The organism is Raoultibacter timonensis (assembly GCF_022845715.1).
Classification (GTDB): Bacteria; Actinomycetota; Coriobacteriia; order Coriobacteriales; family Eggerthellaceae; genus Raoultibacter; species Raoultibacter timonensis.
The window spans coordinates 1148871-1172359 of the sequence record NZ_AP025564.1 but is presented as its reverse complement, the minus strand read 5'-3'; the positions used below and the strand labels follow the sequence as shown (position 1 = coordinate 1172359).

Annotated in this window: 14 protein-coding genes; 4 read left to right on the top strand and 10 right to left on the bottom strand. The window is 62.9% G+C overall.

Annotation, left to right across the window (positions count from 1 at the left end):
- Positions 1-347: 347 nt before the first annotated feature.
- Complete coding sequence (locus MWL89_RS04610) at positions 348-2099, bottom strand: polyphosphate--AMP phosphotransferase (protein ID WP_341801931.1); 1752 nt, start codon at positions 2097-2099, stop codon at positions 348-350.
- A 132-nt stretch (positions 2100-2231) separates the two neighbouring features.
- Between MWL89_RS04610 and MWL89_RS04605 the strand changes: the two genes are divergently transcribed.
- Together MWL89_RS04605 and ppk1 are read left to right on the top strand one after the other, a co-directional pair.
- Complete coding sequence (locus MWL89_RS04605; RefSeq protein WP_244411939.1) at positions 2232-3233, top strand: Ppx/GppA phosphatase family protein; 1002 nt, start codon at positions 2232-2234, stop codon at positions 3231-3233.
- Between the two features lie 68 nt (positions 3234-3301).
- Complete coding sequence (ppk1, locus tag MWL89_RS04600) at positions 3302-5950, top strand: polyphosphate kinase 1 (RefSeq protein WP_425226285.1); 2649 nt, start codon at positions 3302-3304, stop codon at positions 5948-5950.
- A gap of 33 nt (positions 5951-5983) precedes the next feature.
- Here the strand turns inward: ppk1 and MWL89_RS04595 are convergent, their stop codons facing one another.
- Complete coding sequence (locus tag MWL89_RS04595; RefSeq protein ID WP_244411937.1) at positions 5984-6745, bottom strand: IclR family transcriptional regulator; 762 nt, start codon at positions 6743-6745, stop codon at positions 5984-5986.
- A 272-nt stretch (positions 6746-7017) separates the two neighbouring features.
- On the opposite strand from MWL89_RS04595, the gene MWL89_RS04590 reads away from it, so the two are divergent.
- Positions 7018-8601, top strand: a complete 1584-nt coding sequence (locus tag MWL89_RS04590; protein ID WP_244411936.1) for an FAD-dependent oxidoreductase — start codon at positions 7018-7020, stop codon at positions 8599-8601.
- 269 nt (positions 8602-8870) lie between these two features.
- Complete coding sequence (locus MWL89_RS04585; RefSeq protein ID WP_244411935.1) at positions 8871-9356, top strand: HsmA family protein; 486 nt, start codon at positions 8871-8873, stop codon at positions 9354-9356.
- On the opposite strand, the gene MWL89_RS04580 is transcribed toward MWL89_RS04585, so the two are convergent.
- The 8 genes from MWL89_RS04580 to rpoB all read right to left on the bottom strand — a co-directional run bounded on the left by MWL89_RS04580 (position 9353) and on the right by rpoB (position 23226).
- Positions 9353-10060: an ECF transporter S component gene (locus MWL89_RS04580; protein ID WP_244411934.1), complete on the bottom strand. Its 708-nt coding sequence runs from the start codon at positions 10058-10060 to the stop codon at positions 9353-9355. The two genes, MWL89_RS04585 and MWL89_RS04580, sit on opposite strands and share 4 nt — an antisense overlap.
- Positions 10061-10128: 68 nt before the next feature.
- Entirely contained in the window at positions 10129-10338 is a 210-nt protein-coding gene (locus MWL89_RS04575; protein ID WP_244411933.1) for a hypothetical protein, read from the bottom strand.
- A 95-nt stretch (positions 10339-10433) separates the two neighbouring features.
- On the bottom strand, positions 10434-11477 hold the full coding sequence (locus tag MWL89_RS04570) for a TAT pathway signal sequence (RefSeq protein ID WP_102378794.1): 1044 nt from the start codon (positions 11475-11477) through the stop codon (positions 10434-10436).
- Between the two features lie 210 nt (positions 11478-11687).
- Positions 11688-13265, bottom strand: coding sequence for a helix-turn-helix transcriptional regulator (locus MWL89_RS04565; RefSeq protein WP_244411932.1), 1578 nt, complete (start codon positions 13263-13265; stop codon positions 11688-11690).
- Positions 13266-13374: 109 nt separating this feature from the next.
- Complete coding sequence (glmM, locus tag MWL89_RS04560) at positions 13375-14709, bottom strand: phosphoglucosamine mutase (RefSeq protein ID WP_244411931.1); 1335 nt, start codon at positions 14707-14709, stop codon at positions 13375-13377.
- Between the two features lie 5 nt (positions 14710-14714).
- Positions 14715-15209 (bottom strand): phosphoribosyl-ATP pyrophosphatase, encoded by a 495-nt coding sequence (locus MWL89_RS04555; protein ID WP_102378796.1) that lies wholly within the window; start codon positions 15207-15209, stop codon positions 14715-14717.
- Between the two features lie 50 nt (positions 15210-15259).
- Positions 15260-19678, bottom strand: coding sequence for a DNA-directed RNA polymerase subunit beta' (locus tag MWL89_RS04550; RefSeq protein ID WP_244411930.1), 4419 nt, complete (start codon positions 19676-19678; stop codon positions 15260-15262).
- The gene (gene rpoB / locus MWL89_RS04545) at positions 19678-23226 is read right to left on the bottom strand and encodes a DNA-directed RNA polymerase subunit beta (RefSeq protein ID WP_244411929.1); all 3549 of its coding nucleotides are present in this window, start codon (positions 23224-23226) and stop codon (positions 19678-19680) included. The genes MWL89_RS04550 and rpoB overlap by 1 nt, the downstream gene beginning before the upstream one ends.
- Positions 23227-23489 lie beyond the last annotated feature (263 nt).

The window sequence follows — 23489 nt, the reverse complement described above, 5'->3', positions numbered from 1 at the left end:
AGCAGCTCGCGTAAAACTAAGAAGCGTTGCGCATCGGTTTTGCGCTACGCTTCTTCTCTCGGTTCGATTCCATGATAAGCAAAACGCCCTCGAAATGAGGGCGCAACATGCAGTTCTGTACGTAATATCCACGGCCGATGGCCGCGATGCTACTTCTTCATTTCGTCGAAGAAACCCTTCGCAATGAAGACGACGATGATGAGGACGATGATGGCCACGATGACCCAGACAGCCTCGATCGGAATAGTCCCGAAGATTGTTTCCATGCTCTAAACCCCTTTGTACAAGCACCGGCTCGCGGTGCCGAGCGCGTCGAAAAATAATACAGCGACAATAGTAACGCGGTCTCAGTTTTCGCGCAAGCGCTCTGTTAACGCTTCGTTGATGATCTGAAGCGACTTTACGCGTGCGTAGCGCTTATCATCGCTCTCGAGCACCACCCAGGGAGCATACGGCGTCGACGTGAGGCGGAACATATCTTCGACAGCAGCTCTGTACTGCGGATACTTTTCGCGATTGCGCCAATCCTCCTCGGTGATCTTCCACTGCTTCGCCGGGTCGCCCTCGCGCGCCTCGAAGCGCGCGAGCTGCTCGTCCGGGCAGACGTCCACCCAGAATTTAATGAGGATCGCTCCCCATTTCTGCAACTCGCGCTCGAATTCGTTTATTTCGTCATAGGCGCGTGACCATTCCGTTGCCGAGGCGAAACCTTCCACCCGCTCGACGAGCACGCGCCCGTACCAACTGCGGTCGTAGATTCCCACATGCCCCGCTTTCGGCAGCCGCGTCCAATACCGCCACAGGTGCGGGTGCGCGAGCTCCGGCTTGGTGGGCGCAGGGCTCGTGAAGATGGTATAGGCCCGCGCATCGAGCGCCTGTGCCACGCGCTTGATGGCACCGCCCTTGCCCGCGGCGTCCCATCCCTCGTACATGACCATGAGGGGAATGCGCGCCAAGTACATTTCTTGCTCGAGCGCGGCAAGCCGTCTCTGCTCCTCTTTGAGGCGGCGGCGGTACTCCTCCTCCTCGAGCACGAGCGTATGATCAACTCCGTCGAGGCGGGGCACGCGTCCGACGGTTTCGAACCGCGAGGCGCGCGGGGCCGCCAGCGAAGCCTCTTGCGCCTCGAGCTCGGCGGCCTCGCGTATCAGGCGCTTCTCTTCGTCGCTTCGGGCGCGGGGATCGCCTCCGCCGAGCGTGCCGGAAGAGTTGGCCTGCGCCCTGATCGCAGCAGCCGCCGCTTCGGGGTCGTCGCCGCGGCCGAGCGCCACTTCGAAGGCGCTGACGAGCGTCGCCGCTATGTCGAGGTTGGCGCGACGCTTGTCCTCTCCGTTCACGAGCACCCACGGGGCGAACGGGAAATCGCTTCCCTCGAGGAGACGATCGTATATCTTGTAGGACTGCTTGTAGTTCTCGACGCTTTTGAGCTTGTCCTTGCTGACCCGCCAGCTCGTGGCAGGATCCTCGTGGAGCTTCGCAAGGCGCTTTCTCTGCGCTTGCTGGGAGACGTGGAGGAAGAACTTCACGACCACGTAGCCATCGTCGACGAGCTGCCGCTCGAACGACTCGACGGAGGCGAGGTGGTCTTCGATCGCGGCGGCGCTGCTGCCCTTCTTGAGCTTGGCGGCGGTAACCTCGTCGGGGGTTTCGCCGAATTCGATGTAGAGCATGTGCTGCAGCGCGGCGGTATACCATCCGCGATCGTACAGCGTCATATCGCCGCGCGGGCCAAGCGCTTTCCAGAACTGCTGCATGAGCGGATAGTACCCGCTCACCCCCTCGCGCATGTCCGCGAACAGGCGCGCTTCCTTCGTGTCGAGGTCGGGGGTTACGTACACCGAGGTCGCTCGCGCATCGAGGTTGTAGAGCAGATCGGATATGCGGCTGCCTTTGCCCGCTCCGTTCCAGCCCTCGAACAGGACGGCGAGGCCGACGCCCTTCGCGCGCGCCTCCTGCTGCAAGACGACGAGGCGTTCAACCAGCTCGTCGTAGATGGGCTTGTACTCCGCTTTCGACAGCTTGTCCAAACCGAGTTCGACCGTTTCGAGCATGGCTTCCTCCCACATCGCTTCGAGCCGTTTTTCCGCAGCTCCGCTCATTGCCGAGCATACGCATCATAGCACAGAGTAAAATAACGGTAACGCCGGGCGAGCGATGCGCCCCCGCCCGCAAGGCAACGCTACAATGAACGGAAGGACCGCGCCGAAACCAAGGGAAGAACGAGGAGCAACATGCCGAACTACGGAGTCATCGACCTGGGATCGAACACGATCCGCCTGTGCGTCTACGAGGTCAAGGACGACTCCAAGCGCGCCTACGCCCGCAAAGACTTCCGAACGCTTCTGAACAACAAGGTGATGGCGGGGCTCTCGGCGCACGTCTCCGGCGGCGTGTTCACCGAAGCGGGCGTGGCCCATGCGCTCGATGTGCTCGCCGGGCATGCCAAGCGCCTCAGGTACTTCGACTGCAAGCGCACCGACGTATTCGCGACCGCCGTACTGCGCAACTGCGCCAATTCGGCCGATGCTGTGCGCGCCATCGAGGCGGGCAGCGGGTTTTCCATATCGCTGCTCTCCGCCGAAGACGAAGCCCATCTGGGGTTCGTCGGAGCAACGTGCGACCGCCCGATCGAGCGCGGCACGCTCATCGACATCGGAGGAGGATCGACCGAACTCACCCGCATCGTCGGGGGAGCCGATCACGACAACGCGAGCATCGGCCAGGGGTCCCTTTCGTCCTTCGCGTCCTGCGTAAAGGGCATCCTGCCCACGCAAGCCGAAGCCGAAGCAATCGAAGAAGCGCTCGAGGAACGGCTTGCCGGGATGAACGCGGACAGGTACCGCTGCGAAACGCTCTACGGCATCGGAGGCAGCGTACGCGCAGCTGCGAAGATGTACGCCGAGGCGTATGGCGGCGGCGTGCGCCCCGAATCCCTCACGCCCGAGGATTTCGATGCGATCGTCGGCGCGTGCATGGCCGATCCCGACGGGTTTGCCCACACCGCCCTCAAAGCGGCGCCCGACCGCATCCATACGCTCGTTCCCGGATGCCTCATCATCCGCCGTCTCCTGGCCGATTTCGGGGCGGGCTCGCTCGTCGTCTGCAAGAAGGGCGTGCGCGAGGGATACCTGATCGAGCGCATGCTGCTCGACGGCAACGGCGCCGCCCGACGCGGCGCCAAGCCGAAAGGCCGTGCAGCGGCCGAAGCCGGCACCACGAAGAACGGGAGGTAACCATGGATACGCTCGACGCCAAGAATCGCACCGTCAGTTCGCTCGGAGATGGAAACACCGTGGCTGAAATGCTCTCCGAAAGCAGCATCTCGCCCGAAGGAGAGGGGCATGCGCCCGCCCCCGCAAGCCCGTTCATGCAAAACCGCGAACTCTCTTGGCTCACATTCAACCAACGCGTGCTCGACCAAGGCGCCGACGCCACCGTGCCCCTGCTCGAGCGGCTCAACTTCGTCTCCATCTTCTGGAGCAACCTCCAAGAGTTCTTCATGGTGCGGGTCGGCAGCCTCACCGACCTCTCGCTCGTCAAGAAGCGGATCATCGACAGCAAAACCAACATGACGCCCTCCGAGCAGCTCGATGCGATCTACGAACGCTGCCACGAGCTCTACCCCATCCAAGAGCAGACGTTCGCCCAGGTGCGCGATCTGCTTGCCGCCTACGGCATCCGCCACCTCACCGAAACCTCGCTCGACGAGGAGCAGCGGGCGTTTCTGCACAGGTACGTGGAGTTCAACGTCATGCCGTTCCTCTCGCCGCAGATCGTCAACTCGCGCCACCCGTTCCCCCATTTGGAAAACGGCGCCCTCTACGTAGTCGTGCGGCTCGACGAATCGGCAATCGAAGCCGACAAGAGGAAGGACGCCGAGGCGAAGGCGGAAAAGCCCGAACGCGCGGAAAAGGAAGAGAAGGCGGGCAAATCGGCGGCAAAGCAAACCAAAAAGGCCAAGAACCTCGCCGCAGAGGGCGTCACGCTCGGCATCATCCCGATGCCGCGCCAGTGCGAACGCGTGATCCAGCTGCCCGGCGAGGGCTTCCCCTTCATCCTCATCGAAGATGCGCTCGAGTTCATGGCCGCCGACGTGTTCTCCATGTACACCGTGAAGCACACCAACGTCATCTGCGTCACGCGCAACGCCGATCTCGATTCGACCGAGGGAACCGACGAGAACGACGAGGATTACCGCGAGCACATGAAGCGCATCCTCAAGAAGCGTTCGCGGTTGGCGCCGGTACGCCTCGAAAGCGAACGCAAGCTTTCCAAAACCGTATCCGACTTCTTGCTCGAAAAGCTCAATCTCAAACCCCACCAGGTGTTTACGACAAGCTGCCCGCTCGACATGAGCTACACGTTCGGACTCGCTGGGCGCGTCGGCCCCAAGCTCGCGGCGAAGCTCGTCAGCCAGCCGTTCTCGCCGCAATGGCCCGCCGACCTCGATCGGAACCGCCCGATCATCGAACAGGTAGCCGAAGCCGAGACGCTGCTCTCCTACCCCTACGAGAGCATGGATGCGTTCGTACAGCTCCTGCGCGAAGCATCGACCGACCCGTCGGTCATATCCATCAAGATCACGCTCTACCGCCTGGCAAGCCAGTCGCATCTGGCCGAGGCGCTTATCACCGCGGCCGAGAACGGCAAGGAGGTCACCGCGCTGTTCGAGCTGCGCGCCCGATTCGACGAGAGCAACAACATCGAATGGTCGCAGCGGTTCGAGCAGGCGGGCGCGAACGTCATCTACGGCTTCCGCGATTTCAAGGTGCATTCGAAGATATGCTGTATAACCCGCCAAACCGAAAACGGCGTGCAGCACATCACGCAGCTCGGCACGGGCAACTACAACGAGAAGACCGCCAAGCTCTACACCGATCTGTCGTTCATCACCACCGACGAGACGATCGGGCGCGATGCGACCGAGTTCTTCCGCAACATGGGACTCGAAAACGCCTCGAACAACTACGATATCCTCTGGGTCGCCCCGCTCCAGATCAAACCGATGCTGCTCGCGCGCATCGACCGCGAGATCGAACGGGCGGGTGCCGGGAAGCAAAGCGGGCTCTTCTTCAAAACCAACTCCATCACCGACAAGGACATCATCGAGAAAATCGCCGAAGCGTCGCAGGCGGGCGTACCCGTCACGCTGTTCGTGCGCGGCATCTCGTGCATCGTACCCGGCGTCGAAGGTTACACCGACAACGTGCGGGTCGTCTCTATCGTGGGGCGCTTGCTCGAGCACAGCCGCATCTACGGGTTCGGGCCGCACGATACGATGGACCTCTACCTGTCGAGTGCCGATCTCATGACCCGCAACATGGAAAAACGCGTCGAAATCGCCTGGCCGGTACTCAACGAAAGCCTGCGCCGCGAAATCACCGATTACATCGACATCTCGCTGCGCGATACCGCGAAACTGCGCGAGCTCCTGCCCGACAAGAGCTATACGCCGCTCGGATACTTCGCACCCGTCGGCGCAGACGGCGAAAAGAACCTGTTCGATTCGCAGGAGTACTTCATCGAAGATGCGAAGATCCGCAAGCTTGCCGCGGCAGCCGAGATCGCCGAACGCGATGCGAACCGCGCGAAGGCCGCAGAGCTCGCCGCCCGGGAAAGCGCGCTCGAGACCGGTGGGAACGGTGCCGCGCAGGGGAGGTCCGAGACGGATATCGAGGTGCCGGTACACGCATCGGATGCACGGGCCGCCGTGCAGGCGGCGACGCAGGAGCCCCCGTCCTCGGAGCATGTACCCGAGCCGACACCGACCGAACCGCAAGCGGCCGAGCGGGAAGCGGGCAATCGGGACGCTGCGCGATCAGGGCGGCTAACCGATCCGGAAACGCGCGGACAAGACGCCAAAGCGTCTGCGCCGAGCGTCATCTACGTGGAGCGCGCCAAGCCGAAGCGGCCGGGCCTCTTTTCCCGCTTGTTCGGAAACCGAAAGTAGCGCGCCGCCGCCGGCCGATCGAAGCCCCGCGTCCTACTCCGCATAGCCCATGCAGCCGGAAACGCGCTGGGCTGCGAGCACCACCTGCTGGGCGATCTGCTCGATACGGTCGTCGGCGATGGTCTCGATCGTGCCGCTCACGCCAACCGCCGCGATCGCATCGCCGCGGTAGTTGAACACCGGAGCGGCGATGCAGCGATGGCCGAGCTCGTACTCTTCGTCGTCGATCGCCCAGCCCTGCTTGCGCACCCGGTGCAGGTACCGTGCAAACTCGTCTTTGCGCGTGAAGGTGTTCGGGGTGTACGCCTTGAACTCGTAATCGTAGAGCACCTCTTCGAGCTGCTCGCGCGACAGGCATGCAAGAAGGCATTTTCCCATCGAAGAGCAATAGGCCGGGGATCGGTACCCCACCGTCGTGTAGGCGTCTTCACCCCAATCGGGCGCCTCCTTCTCGATGTAGGAAACGTAGCCGCCGTCGAGTATTCCCAGATGGGCCGTCAATCCGAGCGTTCGCTTCAGCAGGGCGAGATAGGGCTTGGCCTCGGTGGTGAGCTCAAGCGAGTTGATGTGGTAGGAAAGGGTGTCGAACATCTTGGGGCCGATGGTGTAGAGCCCCTCGAGCGTTTTTTCCGCATAACCGCGATCGAGCATCGTTCCCAGGATGCGATGCACCGTCGACTTGCTCATCGAAGTCACCTGCGCGAGATCGGTCAGACCCATCGGGCCGCGCGATCGGGCGAGCGCCTCGAGGATATCGAACGCCCGGTCGAGTACCTGTACGCTGTTCTCACCCATGTCTCCCCTCCCCGGAGAATGCCTTCTTGTTGCAGTATACGCGAAAACTGCGGCTCTGCACCGCGATGTAACACAGGGAAACAGGAGCGCGCCGCCCGGGCCTGGCGGCGATCCGCGGAGCGCGCCGCCAAGCCCAGGTGCATCCATCGTGTTCCGCATCGTGGAACACCGGTTCCGTATGGTGGATTCCGCGCATTGTGGCGGACGATGCTCCTTTCTATACTTCGGGCATCGGAAGTACGTAAGGTACGAAACAACGAGGGGGCATCATCATGGAAAGCACGGACATGCAGGGATTGTCGCGCAGAAACTTCATCGGGGGCGCAGCGCTCGGACTCGGGGCGCTCGCCATGGGAAGCCTGGCGGGATGCGCGCCGAAGGCCGCAAACGGAGACCCGGATGCCGGTAGCGGATCTGCCGCCACCTCATGGGACGGCGAATACGACGTCATCGTCTGCGGCGGTGGCGGCGGCGGGCTCACCGCGGCATACTCGGCGCTCGAGAACGGCGCCGAAAAGGTGATCGTCTTCGAAAAGGGATCCCAGTGCGGCGGCACGACGGCGCTTGCCGAAGGAGCCGTTCAAGCGGCGGGCACCAGCTGGCAGAAAGACAAGGGCATCGCCGACGATACCCCCGACTTGCTGTACCGGTTCTGGAAGACCGACAGCGAGGGGCTCGTCGACGACGATCTCATCCGTTGCATGGCCGACAACGCCGCCGACAACGTGCAGTGGATGGCGGACAGCTTCAGCATCACGTTCGCCAACGTGTTCGGAGCCTACCCCGCGCCCTATCTCGACGAGGCCCTCCTGAAAGACCGCATCCACTTGATCGCCGACGCAGCGGATCCGACCAAGACGGGCGGCGCGATCTGGACGACGAACGCGCAGAAAGCCGTAACGGAAAAAGGCGGCGAAATAGAAACCGGCATCGAAGTGAGCGAGATCATCATGGACGGGGATGCCGCAGCGGGCGTCGCCGTCAAAAACGGCAAGCGCTACAAAGCGAACAAGGGCATCGTGCTGGCCATGGCCGGCATCGAGCACAACGAGGATCTCGCCAAGCGCTACAATCCGCAGCACTACTGGGATTTGACCACGCAAAGCGTGATCACCGCCCCCACCGACACGGGCGACGGCATCGTAATGGGCATGGCCGTCGGCGCGCAGACGATCTTCCACGGCTGCGTCGATCTACTGCTTCCCACCTGGTCTTACACCAACAACCAGAACCCCGAGATTCCCTACATCCTCGTGAACATGCGCGGTACGCGCTTCGTCCGCGAAGACACAACCTACGCGTTCCATTGCCGTGCGCTGTTCAACGAGGCGATGCAATGGGGCGGCGCGGGGGGCGCAACCTACATGGTCATGGATGCGAAGATGACGGATTCGGACAAGATGTGCGCGTGGTCGGACAACGCCGAAGGCGGCGCGGAGGCTCGCGAAGCGGCGCTCGAGGACGGCACCCTCGTGCAGGCCGACACGCTCGAGGGGCTTGCCGAGGCCATCGGCGTACCCGCCGAGAACCTCGTTTACACCGTAGCGAAATGGAACGACGACTGCGCTGCCGGAGCCGACAGCCTCTACGGCCGCACGAAACAGCTCACTGCGCTCGACGAGGCGCCGTTCTACGCATGGAGAACGCAGAACTCCAACATCGGATCGATCGGAGGTCTGCGCATCAACACCGATGCCGCCATCCTCGACGAGGCGGGCAACCCGATCCCGCACCTGTTCGGGGCGGGCGTGAACACGGCAGGCTGGATCGGCCCCTACTACCCCGGCTCGGGCACCTGCTTGCAGGGTACGCTCAACTGGGGGCGCATCGCAGGTAAATCGGCTGCAGGGGCGTAAAGGCGAGACAGGCGACAGCGCGCGCTTCACTACCACGGCGGATCCGCTGCATAACGCGGATCCGCCGTGGGTTTCGCTTGCCGCAGAACAACCTTCACCGCAAGATGGCGAGACGCGATGGCGCGGCTTTGGCCGGCTTCCCTTTACTGTACGGCAACAGAATTGTGAACATTGTTCATTATTGATTGACAACGGGTCGGAACATCCTAATATGAACAACGTTCAATTTAGTGAACGATGTTCATATCGTTAGAAGAAAGGATGCCGCCATGACCCTCACGCTCATCGCCGCAACAACCGCAATCTCGCTTGCCCTCGTCTGCTATACCGCAGGCGTATTCAGCGAACGCAAACGGGGAACTTTGACCAAGGGAAGCCTCGCGCTGTTTTGGCTGGGGCTCGCGCTCGATACGACCGGCACCACCCTCATGACCGTCATGGCGCAAGACGGTGGAGCCGTTCTGGGGATGCATGCAGCCTCGGGCGCACTCGCCATCGCGCTCATGGCCGTGCACGCCATCTGGGCAACCGTCACCTTCGCCCGCAAGAACGAGGTGGGCATGAAGCGCTTTCACACCTTCAGCGTCGTCGTATGGCTGTTCTGGCTCATGCCGTACGTGCTCGGCGTACTGCAGGGCATTCCGGTATTGCATCTGCAGAACCTGCAAGCGGGCATCGGGTCGCTCGCGGTGGCGGGAATCGCTGCTTTGATCGTACTCCGCAAACCCGCAACGAAGCGCCCGAGCGAGCGCTAAGGCCGACTCGTCCGTCCAAAGCGCTTCGGTGGCGATGCCGTCTCGCAAGAAGCATCGTCGCGGTCGCGCCCGGCAAGGTCGGCGGAAATCGGGGTGGCGTCCGAATCCCTCAACGGGAGCCCGGCCGCGAAGTCGGGTTCCTCCCCCCTCTCGTCCGCAGGTTCTTCCTCGGCGAGCAGAACTTCGAGCCTGCGGTAGGCCACGAGGGCGACTCCCCCGTTCACGCATGACTTGGCTACGTTGAAGGGCAGCAGCGCAGGGATGATCAGCGAAACGATGTCCTCGAACGCCGCCCCTTGGTAGATGGGCATGACTACGAAGTTGAGTATGATGGATACAACCGTCGCGCACGCTATGCCCGCAACGGCGCCGACAACCGCGCCTCCCAAGGAAGGCCGCTTGCGGTAGATCGATCCCATGGCGATGACGAGCGCCACCGACGCGAGGATGTTCATGAACGCGCCGAGAGGATCGGTAACGAGGCGCGGGATCCATGCGAGCACCGCCACGGCCGACCCGACCCACGGCCCGTACAGAAGGGCCGCAAGCGCCGCGATCACTCCCGAAGGATCGTACTTGAGAAACGGCGCCTGCGGGAGAATCGGCAGTTCGACGAAACTCAGCACCATCGCCATCATCACGAGAATGACAAGCGCGGCGATCTGCTTCGGAGAGCGTATGTTGAGCCTACCCAGGTTAGCCACGTTACCCGACTTCCATCACCCCTCGGCACCCGAGGATATCGACTGTTCCAGTATAGCGCCAAGAGCGCTCAGGTGCGCACATCGGTCTGCGCGGAAACCGACGCGGAGCAATCGTCTTCGACAACCGGCGCAAACGCTTTCGGAACGGACACGAACGACGAGGCGGCGACCGCGATCATCACGGCAAGCGCCATGAGCGCGAATCGCGGCCAGCGAAAGCGCGATCCATGGTGCGCTGCGCTTCCAGCCTGCATTGCATACGTCCCCTGGCCCATCATGGCCCCACTCCTTTCGAAAGCCATCGTATGCGGCCGAGGGCCGCATACGATGGCGACTTCGACGACTCGAAACGGGCGTTTCGAACGCGTTGGCGCTACACGGCCTTTGCGGCGTCGATGGCTGCCTGAGCGTAGTTCGTGGTATCGACGAGCGTAGCGCCCGTAACCGCATCGATCCCCGGCGCTTTCGCCGAGCTGATCGGCGTACCGGCAAGGTAGTCCTCGATCGCATCCACCGACGTGATCCAATCCTGGGTGGCGCCGCCCTTCTCCTTGAGCGACTTGCTGTACACCGGCGAGTTCACCGATTTCGACACGAGAACCTTATCCTCTGCCGCGCCTTCGCCGAAGCCCGCGTCGGAATTCGGCACCGGCTCGATGCCCTCGGTCCCTGCGGCCATGTACTGGAAATCGTCGATGCTCGCCGCGACGATGGTGTCGCCCTGCACCAACGCGATGGCGCTCGTGAAGCACTTATCGCCATGGGCCGCCGCCAAAATCATACCGAGCTCGAGATCGCTGCCGTCGCCCGTATACGTGCCCTTGGCGATGACGTCGTCGTTCTGCGCGATCTCGGCAACGGCGGCGAGGTAGTTAGGAGTATCGACGAGCGTCGCCCCCGACACCGCGTCAACGCCCGCGTGCTTGAGCTCGCTCGGCTGCTTGCCGACCGTCGATGCCTCGATGGCCTGCATGGACGTGAGCCACGGCTGGGTCGAACCCGCCTTCTCGGCCATGCTTGCCGAATACGACTCGTTGCTGAACGACTTCGAAGCAAGCACCATCCCCGCAGCATAGCCCTCGGCAAAGGCTCCGTCGGAATTGGGCACCGCAACGATTCCGTCCGTATCGGCGGCCATGTACTGGTAGTCGTCGACGCTCGCCGCAAGGATCGTCCCGTCCTCGGCGGTGGCAACGACGACCTGCGTGAAGCACTTGTCTCCGTGAGCGGAAGCGTATCCGCGATGGAGCGTTACGGCATGATCGCCCTCGGTGGGCGCTGCGGAACCGCTCGGCTTCTGCTCGCTACCCGAAGCCTGCGACGGAGCGCAACCGGAAAGCGCGGCCCCCAGGCACAGTGCGCTGAAAGATGCCCCCGCAACGATAAACGTGCGCCTGCTCATGATGCGATCGTTCATGTGATTCCTCCCTATGAGTGAAAACCAAGTTGATTTCGCCGGGCGGACGATGCGGGGATTCAAGGGATTCCGTTCGATGCCGTCGAGCCCTCGCCCATCCGCCTTGCTGGACGAAAGATTAGAAGCGAGGCGCACGTTTGTGAATCATCGCGTTGGGGGAAATCGCAATGAGGCTATTGATCTGGTGTTTTTCTATGGATGATTACCTGGTTACCCGATGGGAGCAATCGGCTTATCGACCGTCTCCCCAATTTCGTCTATACGGCTGATGAGCTCTTCGCGCGAAGAAACGTCGATCTTGCGGTAGATGCTCTTAACATGGCTGCGCACGGTGCTCTCGGCGATAACGAGCGTATCGGCAATGTACACCGATCCGTAGCCGCGCCCGAGGAAGCGCAGGATCTCGGCTTCGCGCGGTGTGAGGCCGCACGACTCGGCCACCATGGCGCACCGCGCTTCGAGCGTGACGATATCGTCCTTCGCCGCATCGGCGTCCGTCTCGGTTTCGGCAGCAGGGGCATCGGCGCCGTCGGATACGTCGATGCCCTCGATGACGATGCGCCATACGCGCGACGACGGCATGGCGATCAGCAGCACGACCGAAACCACAAGCAAGAACAGCAGGACGTTCAGCCGATAGGCGCCGAGCACGCCCGCATCGATGTTGGCATACGAGAGCTGCGCGATGAGGCACGCCGCGATGACGAGCATGCACGCCGCCGGCAGCTTCAACGATTCCATGCGGCTCATCATCGTGATGATCATGGCGCACATGAGAAGCCCGTAGACGAAGCAGAACACGTACACGCCCACGTTGAGGAACAGCCCGCGCAGCTCGATCATGGCAAAATCGCCCACCACGAACACCACCGCAGCGATGATCGGAAGGTACATGCGATAGCCCGCGTTCACCACCGCGCGCTCGCTTTTGGCGAGCAGGAGCACCGCTGCACACGCCACGGCGACGAACCCGCCCGCGATCTCGATGGGGAAATCGCCGTAGAAGGTATGGTGCATGTTCATGCCTGAAACGAACAGGAGAAACACCACGGCTGGCGTGACGATGAAAAAAAGCGTCCGGGACCAGGGCGATTTGAAATCGCTTCCACCCTCCCCCAAAAGCGATAGGTCGAGCTTCCCGAACACATCCCACCAGTTCGCCCCCGATGTGGTCGAGCGGCTCTCGGCGCCGCTCTGCGCAAGGGCCCCGCGCAAACATCCCGCCGTTCCCGCGGCGGCAAGCGCCAATAGGGCGATAGCGCGCACGGCATCGCCGGCAAGCGAGATCAGCGCATCGAGCACGAACAGGGCGGCGCCGAGCGCAACGAGGGATGCGAGGGATGCACGAAGGTCGGGAAGATGCACTCGGCGCGCCCACGCCATGCAGAGAACCGCACCGCCGGCACCGACGAAAGCCCCCGCGACGACGAGGAGGGAAGACGGCACGCCCGATGCGAAGCACGCCAAGCACGTAAAGGCCATGCCGACGAGGTACGCACCGCCGGCAGCGATAAGGAGACGGCGGCCCAACCGCGCATAGGCGGTCTTCAGAAGGCAAACGAAGAGCATCGCAAGCGAGGCGAACATGGCGGCAAGCGCCATCGCCGCAAGGAACGGCGTTGCCGAAAGGGGTTCGAGCAAGGGCTCGGCCGTCGCCTGGAAAAGCAGGGGCCGAAGGAGGTTCAAAGGCGCGAGGAGGAACGGCATGCTCGCGAAGAACGCCGTCAGCGACAGCAGCGAAAGCATGTCGAAACCCGCCCAACGATGGCCTGCCTGCCGAGCTCCCATGGCCGCCCTTCCATTCGCGTTATTGTCAGTACAATAGTACCACTAGCGCCCCCGCTATGCGGCGGCGCTCGCGAAAGACGATCCGATTGCCCGGCAGCGAGCCGATCGGCTACAGCTCCGCTTCGACGACCTTCGCCACAGCATCGGCGTAACGCCGAGCGGTTTCGAGATCGGCAGCCTCCACCATCACGCGCACGACCGGTTCGGTGCCGCTCGGACGCACGAGGATGCGGCCGTTGTCGCCGAGTTCGGCAGCCGCGTCGGAAACAGCGCGCGCCACCGGCTCGTTGCCGTCGAGCGCATGCTTGTCGGCGACCTTCACGTTCAGGAGCACCTGAGGATAGCGCTTCATCACGCTCGCCGCTTCGGCGACCGATTTGCCGGTGCGCTGGCACGCCGCAAGGAACTGCAGCGCCGTCACGAGACCGTCGCCCGTGGAGTTGTACTCGAGAAAGATCATATGCCCGCTCTGCTCGCCGCCGAGTGCAAGACCGCGCTCGCGCATGGCTTCGAGGACGAAGCGATCGCCCACCTGGGTCTGGATGACCTCGATGCCCGCCTCGCGCATGGCATGGGCGAACCCGAGGTTGCACATGACCGTGGATACGACGGCGTTCTCGGGCAAGAGCCCCCTACCTGCAAGATCGACGGCGCACACGGCCTCGACCACGTCGCCGTCGATTTCGCCGCCTTCCGCGTCGACGAACATGACGCGATCGGCATCGCCGTCGTGGGCAATGCCGATATCGGCGCCCATCTCGGCAACGAGCTCGCGCAACGGCTCCAGGTGGGTCGATCCGCACGACACGTTGATGTCGGTGCCGTCGAACTCGTCGTTGATGACGCGCACGTCGGCGCCCAGGCGCATAAGGGCTTCGGCGCTCGACACCGCCGAAGCGCCGTGGCCCACATCGAGGGCCACCTTCAATCCGTCGAAGCGCACGCCCTGCTCGGCCACGCTTGCAATGGCGTGCTCGATGTAGAGTTCGGCCGCATTATCGATCGGAATCGATACGCCCACGCCGCCGCCGATCGGAAGCTCCAGCTCGGACGCCTTGCCCGACACGATGAACTCCTCGATAGCGTCCTCGAGGTCGCAGGGCAGTTTGTAACCCTGCGCGTCGAAGAACTTGATGCCGTTGTACTCGGGCGGATTATGCGAAGCCGAGATCACGATACCGCCGTCGCAGTACAGCTCGCGCACGAGCAGCGCTACGCCCGGCGTGGGGATGATCCCCGCCGAAAACGCCGTACCGCCCATGCTCATGATGCCGGCGACCACCGCCGCCTCGAGCATATCGCCGCTTTGGCGCGTATCCTTGCCGATAACGATGTTCCTGCCGAGAAACGCCACGGCCGCCTGGCCGAGCTTGAACGCCGTCTCGCAGGTGAGTTCCTTGTTCGCGATTCCGCGAACACCGTCCGTTCCGAATAATCGAGCCATCGGCACTATTTCCCCCGTTTCACGTAGTCGTCGAACAGCATGACGCCGCCCTGCGGGCGCTCCTCTTTCGTCATGCGGGTGTTGAGTTCGGCTGCGAACTCGTCGAGCCCGATACCGTAGCGCTCGAGCACGACGAGCAGGTGGTACACCACATCGGCCGCCTCGTAGCGCAGATGATCGACCGCCTCGTCGTATTCGGCGGGAAGCTCGGCGCACACGGAGCCGCCGTCTTCTCCCAAGCCGAGAGCGAGCGCCTCCGCCGATTCCTGGGCGACGAGCATACGGCACTCGACGTCTTTGACGGCAAGCGCCGTTTCGTTCGCCTCTTCGACGACCTTCTTGACGAGATCGTCCTCGCACCCCTCGAGCAGCCGATGGGTGTAGCTTTCCGCTCCCGCCTCGCGGCGGGCGGCGATGGTGGCCGCAAGCGCCTCGATCGTCGCACCGATCTGAGACGGCGGAACTGCCCCGCCCTCGGGAATATAGGTTTTGTCAGCCATGAAATGCACCCTTAGAGGAAGGGGGCGCTCGGTGGCGCCCCCTGACCGAACTATTTCTCTTCGTCGGAGCCGGACTCGTCGCCGAGGGCGTCATCGTCCTCGGAGTTCGAGAAGCCGAACCCGATCGAACCGACGGAGCCGAGCAACGCGTCGAGCTCCTCGAGGTTGCGCTGGTACGAACGCGGCGGAAGCGCCTCGCCGAGCATATCCTCGCCCTCGGTGTTGAATGTCGGAGGCTCGTCGCCGCCGATGAGGATCGTATCGTCCGGGCTGAACACCATATCGAGCAGCTGGCTCATGTCGTCGCTCGTTGCAGCGAGGTCGTCCTCGATGACGTGGAGCAGGTTGTGCTGCTCCAAGCCCTCTTTGAGCTCCTCGATCGCCTTGACGCCGATGCCCTCGATGCGCAGCAGATCCTCCTCGGTATGGCCCACGAGATCGGCAACCGTCTCGATACCTGCCTCGGAGAACTTGTTTGCCCACCGCTGGGATACGCCCAGATCGTCGTAGATATAGAGACGCGCATCTTCGTCGGTGAGGTTGGGCGTGCGGTGCCCGAGCGACATGCCGCTGTAGTAGTTCGTGTAGTTCGTGCCCATGTTGAGGTAGCTGTCGCCGTCGAGCGACCAATCCTGAGGCTGCGGCAGCAGGTCCTCGATATCGCGCAACGCGTCGGGCGCGAACTCGGGCAGCGTATCGCTCGTCACGCGATCGACCGGACGGCCCTTATAGGTGAGGCCGACCTTGCGGTAGCGCGGCAGACCGGTACCGGCGGGAATCGGCTTGCCGATGATGACGTTCTCCTTCAGGCCCGCAAGGTTGTCGACCTTGCCCTCGATGGCGGCATCGGTGAGGACCTTGGTGGTCTCCTGGAACGACGCGGCCGAAAGGAACGAATCGGTGGCAAGCGACGCCTTGGTGATGCCGAGTAGAAGCGGCTGGCCGACCGGCGGCTCCTTGCCGTCGAGAACGAGGCCGTTGGCAACTTTCTCGAACTCGAAGCGGTTCACCTGGCGGCCCGGCAAGAAGTCGGACTCGCCCGCGTCGGTTACGGCTACCTTGCGCAGCATCTGGCGCGCGATAACCTCGATGTGCTTGTCGTTGATATCGACGCCCTGGCTCACGTACACGCCCTGCACCTGGCTCACGATATAGCGCAGCGTCGTGTTCGGGTCGGTGAGGCGCAGAAGGTCGTGCGGGTTCACCGAACCCTTCGTGAGCTGCTGGCCGACCTTGACAAGGCTCCCGTCGAGCACACCCGGAAGCATCTGGGCGCGCGCAGACACCACGTACTCGCGGAAGTTGCCCTGCTGGTCGTGGATCGTGAGCGTCTTGGTCTGCTTGTCGCCCGAAATCTGCAGAGTACCTGCGATTTCGGCGAGGACCGCCTGGCCTTTCGGCTTGCGGGCCTCGAACAGCTCGGTAACGCGGGGCAGACCGTGGGTGATGTCCTCGCCCGCGACGCCGCCGGTGTGGAACGTTCTCATGGTGAGCTGCGTGCCGGGCTCGCCGATCGACTGGGCGGCGATGATGCCGACCGCCGTGCCGATGTTGACCGGACGCGACGTTGCGAGGTCCCAGCCGTAGCACTTCTGGCACACGCCCTGATCGGCGTGGCAGGTCATGACGGTACGGATGATGACTTCGGTGATGCCCGCATCCTCAAGCGCTTTGATCTGCGACATCGACGTCACGTACTCGCCTGCGCCGACGACGATCTCGCCGTTCGCATCGACTGCGTTCTCGAGCAGGCAACGGCCGATGAGGTTCTCGTCCAAGTCGCCCTTCTCGTTGTAGATCGGGTACGGCACGCCGTCGGAGGTGCCGCAATCGATCTCGCGGATGATGACGTCTTGGGCGACGTCCACGAGACGACGGGTCAGATACCCCGAGTCGGCGGTTCTGAGCGCCGTGTCGGCGAGGCCCTTACGGGCACCGTGCGTGGAGATGAAGTATTCGAGTACCGAGAGGCCTTCGCGGAAGTTCGCCTTGATCGGGCGGTCGATGATCTCGCCCTTCGGGTCGGACATGAGACCGCGCATGCCCGCAAGCTGGCGAATCTGCTTGATGTTACCACGGGCACCGGAGAACGCCATCATGTAGATGGGGTTGAACTTGTCGAAGTTCTCGGCCATGGCCTCGCCGACCTCTTCGTTGGCTTCGTTCCAGATGTCGACGACCTGCTTGTGGCGCTCCTCCTGGCTCATGAGGCCCATCTCGTAGTCCTCGTCGATAGCCGCAACCTTCTCGTCGGCGCGGCTGAGGATCTCGGGCTTGTTCGGCGGCACGGTCGCGTCGTACACCGACACGGTAACGCCAGCGCGCGTCGCGTAGTGGAAGCCCGCGTCTTTGAGGCCGTCCAGGATGGCCGGCACCGAAGAGAGCTCGTAGCGGTTGCACACGTCCTCCACGAGGCGGCTGATTTCCTTCTTGTTCATCTCGTAGTTGAGATACGGGTAATCCTCGGGCAGCACGTTGTTGAACGTGATGCGGCCGATCGTGGTCTCGATGCGCTCGCCGGCCTTGTGCTCCTCGAACTCGTTGTAGGAGGTCGCGACCGCGGTGTCCTTGGAAAGGCGCACCCAGATCTTAGCCTGCAGGTCGAGTTCGGCGCGCGCGTCGTAGGCGTTCATGGCGTCGTCGAAGTCGATGAACGACCTGCCCTCGCCCTCGAAGCCCTCGCGAGCGGCGGTGAGGTAGTACAGGCCGATGATCATGTCCTGCGTGGGAACCGTCAGCGGGCGGCCGTGAGCAGGCGATTTGATGTTGTTGGCCGAGAGCATGAGCACGCGGGCCTCGGCCTGCGCCTCGTTGCCGAGCGGCACGTGCACGGCCATCTGGTCGCCGTCGAAGTCGGCGTTGAACGCGGTGCAGACGAGGGGATGGAGCCTGATGGCCTTGCCTTCGACGAGCACGGGCTCGAACGCCTGAATGCCCAAACGGTGCAGGGTGGGTGCGCGGTTGAGAAGCACTGGGTGCTCGGTGATGACCTCTTCGAGCACGTCCCACACGTAGCTGGCGCCGCGGTCGACCGCGCGCTTAGCCGCTTTGATGTTGGCGGCGTACTCGAGTTCGACCAGGCGCTTCATAACGAAGGGCTTGAAGAGCTCGAGCGCCATCTGCGACGGCAGACCGCACTGGTGGAGCTTCAGCTGCGGGCCGACCACGATGACCGAACGGCCGGAGTAGTCGACGCGCTTGCCGAGCAGGTTCTGACGGAAACGGCCCTGCTTGCCCTTGAGCATGTCGGAGAGCGACTTCAGGGGGCGGTTGCCCGGCCCCGTGACGGGGCGGCCGCGACGGCCGTTGTCGAACAGCGAATCGACGGCCTCCTGCAGCATGCGCTTCTCGTTGTTCACGATGATCTCGGGCGCACCGAGATCGAGCAGGCGCTTCAGGCGGTTGTTGCGGTTGATCACGCGACGGTACAGGTCGTTCAGATCCGACGTGGCGAAGCGGCCGCCGTCGAGCTGCACCATCGGGCGCAGATCGGGCGGGATGACCGGGATGACGTCGAGGATCATGTCGGTGGGCTTGTTAACGCTCTTGAGGAACGCATCGACGACCTTGAGGCGCTTGATGGCCTTGGCGCGCTTCTGGCCCTTGCCGGTCGAGATGACCTCGCGCAGCTCGTCTGCCGTCTTGGCCAGATCGATTGCGTCGAGCAGATCGCGCACGGCTTCGGCGCCCATGCCGCCCTTGAAGTAATCGGAGTAGTTCATGCGCATCTCGCGGTAGAGAGCCTCATCGGGAACGAGCTGCTTGGGCTCGATCTTCATGAAGGCCTCGAACGCATCGGTGCGAAGCGCCTTGCGCTCGTTGAACTCCTCGTAGATGTCGGCGATCTCCTCTTCGACCTCTTCGGGTGCCATACGCTCGTCCTCGTCGACGTCGTCGACGAAATCATCGTCCTCCGGCACGTAATCGGTCGACAGGCGGCGGGTCGCCTCGATGAGGCGATCGCGCTCGGCGTCCAGCTCTTCGAGATCGGCTGCCAACTCGTCGCGCAGCTCGTCGGCGTCTTCCTCGCGCGCCTCCTTATCCACCGAGGTGATGATGGAGCTTGCGAAGTACAGCACCTTCTCGAGCTCCTTCGGAGGAATGTCGAGCAGGTAGCCCAAGCGGGAGGGCGAGCCCTTGAAGTACCAGATATGGCTCACCGGAGCAGCGAGCTCGATGTGGCCCATGCGCTCGCGGCGAACCTTGGAGCGAGTCACTTCGACGCCGCATCGCTCGCAGACGATGCCCTTGAAGCGAACGCGCTTGTACTTGCCGCACGCGCACTCCCAGTCCTTCGTGGGGCCGAAGATCTTTTCGCAGAACAAGCCGTCTTTCTCGGGCTTAAGTGTGCGGTAGTTGATGGTCTCGGGCTTCTTCACTTCGCCACGGGACCAGCTGCGCACGTCCTCGGCGGAAGCGAGGGAAATGCGCAGGGCATCGAAGTTGTTCACGTCGAATTCCGTCGTCATTATTCCTCCTCTCCCTCACCGATGAGGTCGTTCGTATCGCTGTAGCCGTCTACGACGTCTTTCATTAAATCTCCCAGTTCAGCGGCGATGCTGTCGAGAGCGAACGCCGCGTCGTCTTCTTCGGTCTTCTTGGCGTCGGCCTGCAGCGCCGCAAGCAGTGCGGCGTCTCCGGCGTCCTGCTCGTTCTCGTGCTCCTGCGTGATGTCGATGGCATGGTGATCTTCGCCCTCGAGCTCGACGTTCAGGCACAGCGATTTCATCTCCTTGACGAGAACCTTGAAGCTCTCGGGCACCTCGGCTGCGGGGATGTTCTCGCCCTTGACGATGGCCTCGTAGGACTTCACGCGGCCCGACGTATCGTCGGACTTGACCGTGAGGATCTCCTGGAGCACGTTGGAAGCACCGTAGGCGTAGAGCGCCCACACTTCCATCTCGCCGAAGCGCTGGCCGCCGAACTGAGCCTTACCGCCGAGCGGCTGCTGGGTGATGAGGCTGTAGGGGCCGGTCGAGCGGGCGTGGATCTTGTCATCGACCATATGGCCGAGTTTGAGGATGTAGCTCTGGCCGACGGTGATGGGCTCGCGGAACTTCTCGCCCGTACGTCCGTCGTAGAGCCACGCCTTGCCGGTTTCGGTGAGCTGCGGCACGAAGCTGTCATCGGCATGCTCGCCGTATTTGGCATGGTTGATGTTCAAAAGGTTGCGGTTCGCCTTGAGGATGGCGTCCGAGATCTCCTTCTCGGTCGCGCCGTCGAACACGGGCGTGGCCACGTGGATCGGGCCCTCGACGACCTCGTCGGAGCTTTCGTCGTCAGACCAACCCCACTTGGCTGCCCAGCCGAGATGGCATTCGAGCAGCTGGCCGACGTTCATACGCGAGGGAACGCCGAGCGGGTTCAAGATGACGTCGATCGGCGTGCCGTCGGCGAGGTACGGCATGTCCTCGACCGGCAGGATGCGGCTGATGACGCCCTTGTTGCCGTGACGGCCCGAAAGCTTGTCGCCCTGCTGGATCTTACGTTTCTGGGCAACGTAGATGCGCACGAGCTCGTTGACGCCCGGCGCCAGCTCGTCGCCTTCGAGGCGCGAGAAGCGTGCGATGCCGATGACGCGTCCGCCGGAACCGTGCGGCACCTTGAGGGAGGTGTCGCGGACCTCGCGGGCCTTCTCGCCGAAGATGGCGCGCAGCAGGCGCTCCTCGGCGGTGAGCTCGGTTTCGCCCTTCGGAGTGACCTTGCCCACGAGCACGTCGCCCGGGAACACCTCGGCGCCTATGCGGATGATGCCGTCGGCATCGAGGTCGGAGATCATGTCGTCGGAGATGTTGGGGATCTCGCGGGTGATCTCCTCGGGGCCGAGCTTGGTATCGCGCGCGTCGATCTCGTATTCGGAGATGTGGATGGACGTGAGCAGGTCTTCGGCAACCACACGTTCGGACACGATGATGGCGTCCTCGTAGTTGTAGCCCTCCCACGGCATGTAGGCGATCATGAGGTTCTGGCCGAGTGCGAGCTCGGCCCCGTCGCAGCTGGGGCCGTCGGCGAGCACGTCGCCCGCCTGCACCTCGTCGCCCTTGCGCACGATGGGGCGGTGGTTGATGCAGCCCGACTGGTTGGAGCGCTGGAACTTCGGGATCAGGTATTCGTCGTATTCGCCGTCGTTGTTGAGCACGATGATGGTCTGACCGTCAACGTAGTCGACAACGCCCGGGTTCTGCGCAACGAGGATCTCGCCGGAGTCGACCGCGATGCGGTGCTCGATGCCGGTGCCGACGAGCGGCGCCGAGGGACGCAAGAGCGGCACGGCCTGACGCTGCATGTTCGAACCCATGAGGGCGCGGTTCGCGTCGTCGTGCTCCAAAAACGGGATGAGCGAGGTGGCGACCGATACCATCTGGCGCGGCGACACGTCCATGTACTCGACCATGTCGACCGGCACCTCATCGGGCTCGCCGAAGACGCCGTTGGAGTCCTTGGTGCGGCAGAGGACGCGTGCGGCCTTCACGAAGGTTCCGTTCTCGTCGTAGTGGCCGAACTCGCGGGTATCGGGATCGAACTCGTCGTTGGCCTGGGCGATCGTGAAGTTCTCTTCCTCGTCCGCCGTCAGGTAATCAACCGTGTCGGTCACCTTGCCGTGCTCGACGCGACGATACGGCGTCTCGATGAAACCGTACGGATTCACGCGCGCATAGGTTGCGAGCGAGCCGATGAGGCCGATGTTCGGGCCTTCAGGCGTCTCGATCGGGCACATGCGGCCGTAGTGCGAGGTGTGGACGTCGCGAACCTCGAAGCCCGCGCGTTCGCGCGACAGGCCGCCCGGCCCGAGTGCCGACAGGCGGCGCTTATGCGTGATGCCCGCGGCGGGGTTGGTCTGGTCCATGAACTGGGAGAGCTGGGAGCTTCCGAAGAACTCCTTGATGGCCGCCACAATCGGGCGGATGTTCACGAGCGATTGCGGCGTGATCTCATCGGGTTCCTGCATGCTCATGCGCTCGCGCACAACGCGCTCCATGCGGGAGAGGCCGATGCGGAACTGGTTCTGGATGAGCTCGCCGACCGTACGGATGCGGCGGTTGCCGAAATGGTCGATATCGTCGGTCGAGAAGCCCTCCTGACCGGCGTGGAGCGCCACGATGTACTGCATCGAGCGGATGATGTCCTCGTCGGTCAGCGTGGAGCTCTCGTAATCGGGATCGAAACCGAGCTTCTTGTTGATCTTGTAGCGACCCACCTTCGCCAGATCGTAACGCTGCGGATTGAAGAACAGGCCCTCGAGAAGCGTGCGCGCCGAATCGATTGTCGGCGGCTCGCCGGGACGGAAGCGCTTGTAGAGCTCGATCAGCGATTCTTCCTTGGTCGTGGCCGGATCGCGATCGAGGGTGCGCAGCACCATCTCGTCGTTGCCGAGGAGCTCGATGATCTCCTCGCGGCTTTCGGCCAAACCGAGGGCGCGCAACAGCAGCGTGGCCGGCTGCTTGCGCTTGCGGTCGATGCGAACCGACAGGATGTCGCGCTTGTCGGTTTCGAACTCGAGCCATGCACCGCGGGACGGGATGACCTTGGCGTTGTAGATGATCTTATCGGAGGTTTTATCGCGCTCGGAGGCGAAATAGACGCCTGGGGAGCGGACGAGCTGGGAGACGACGACGCGCTCGGTGCCGTTGATGATGAACGTGCCGCGCGGGGTCATGAGCGGGAAATCGCCCATGAACACGTCCTGTTCCTTGATCTCGCCGGTTTCCCGGTTGATGAAACGGATCTCGACGAAGAGAGGCGCCTGGTAGCTGACGTCCTTTTCCTTGCACTCGTCAACCGTGTACTTCGGCTCGCCGAACTCGTGCTTGCCGAACTCGACGCACATATCCTTCGTGCTGTTCTCGATCGGGCTGATATCGCCGAATGCTTGGTCCAATCCCTCGTTCTTAAACCATTCGAATCCACCCGTTTGAATGGCGATCAGATTGGGGACGTCCATGACGTCTGGGATCTTGGCGAAGCTTCTGCGATTCCTATAAAGGCTGGTGGGAGCGCTTTTTTTTGCTTGGGCCACGAGGCTGTTCCTCCTTCATGAGAATCAGGTAAACTGCGAAAAAGTCGCAATTTCTAAAAGTACTGCTCCGTTACCTCACTGTCAAGAAAAAGTTTTTCGAATTGTGGTTATTCTCTGAAATTATGAGGGCGAACTGGGGTTTTGCGAATATGACATTTTGGTGCCGCCGAGGAGTCCGCGCCGGCAGGCTCGCCAATCCTGAGGTTCGCGGCTCGAGGACCCCGCCAGCAGGCAAGCCGCCATCAGAGTACGCGAATGCATCC

What these genes read in the sequence shown, in the direction of transcription:
- MWL89_RS04610 (WP_341801931.1), bottom strand. Translation starts at nt 2,099, where the DNA reads ATGAGCGGAGCTGCGGAAAAACGGCTCGAAGCGATGTGGGAGGAAGCC.
- MWL89_RS04605 (WP_244411939.1), top strand. Translation starts at nt 2,232, where the DNA reads ATGCCGAACTACGGAGTCATCGACCTGGGATCGAACACGATCCGCCTG.
- ppk1 (WP_425226285.1), top strand. Translation starts at nt 3,302, where the DNA reads ATGCTCTCCGAAAGCAGCATCTCGCCCGAAGGAGAGGGGCATGCGCCC.
- MWL89_RS04595 (WP_244411937.1), bottom strand. Translation starts at nt 6,745, where the DNA reads ATGGGTGAGAACAGCGTACAGGTACTCGACCGGGCGTTCGATATCCTC.
- MWL89_RS04590 (WP_244411936.1), top strand. Translation starts at nt 7,018, where the DNA reads ATGGAAAGCACGGACATGCAGGGATTGTCGCGCAGAAACTTCATCGGG.
- MWL89_RS04585 (WP_244411935.1), top strand. Translation starts at nt 8,871, where the DNA reads ATGACCCTCACGCTCATCGCCGCAACAACCGCAATCTCGCTTGCCCTC.
- MWL89_RS04575 (WP_244411933.1), bottom strand. Translation starts at nt 10,338, where the DNA reads ATGATGGGCCAGGGGACGTATGCAATGCAGGCTGGAAGCGCAGCGCAC.
- MWL89_RS04570 (WP_102378794.1), bottom strand. Translation starts at nt 11,477, where the DNA reads ATGAACGATCGCATCATGAGCAGGCGCACGTTTATCGTTGCGGGGGCA.
- MWL89_RS04565 (WP_244411932.1), bottom strand. Translation starts at nt 13,265, where the DNA reads ATGGGAGCTCGGCAGGCAGGCCATCGTTGGGCGGGTTTCGACATGCTT.
- glmM (WP_244411931.1), bottom strand. Translation starts at nt 14,709, where the DNA reads ATGGCTCGATTATTCGGAACGGACGGTGTTCGCGGAATCGCGAACAAG.
- MWL89_RS04555 (WP_102378796.1), bottom strand. Translation starts at nt 15,209, where the DNA reads ATGGCTGACAAAACCTATATTCCCGAGGGCGGGGCAGTTCCGCCGTCT.
- MWL89_RS04550 (WP_244411930.1), bottom strand. Translation starts at nt 19,678, where the DNA reads ATGACGACGGAATTCGACGTGAACAACTTCGATGCCCTGCGCATTTCC.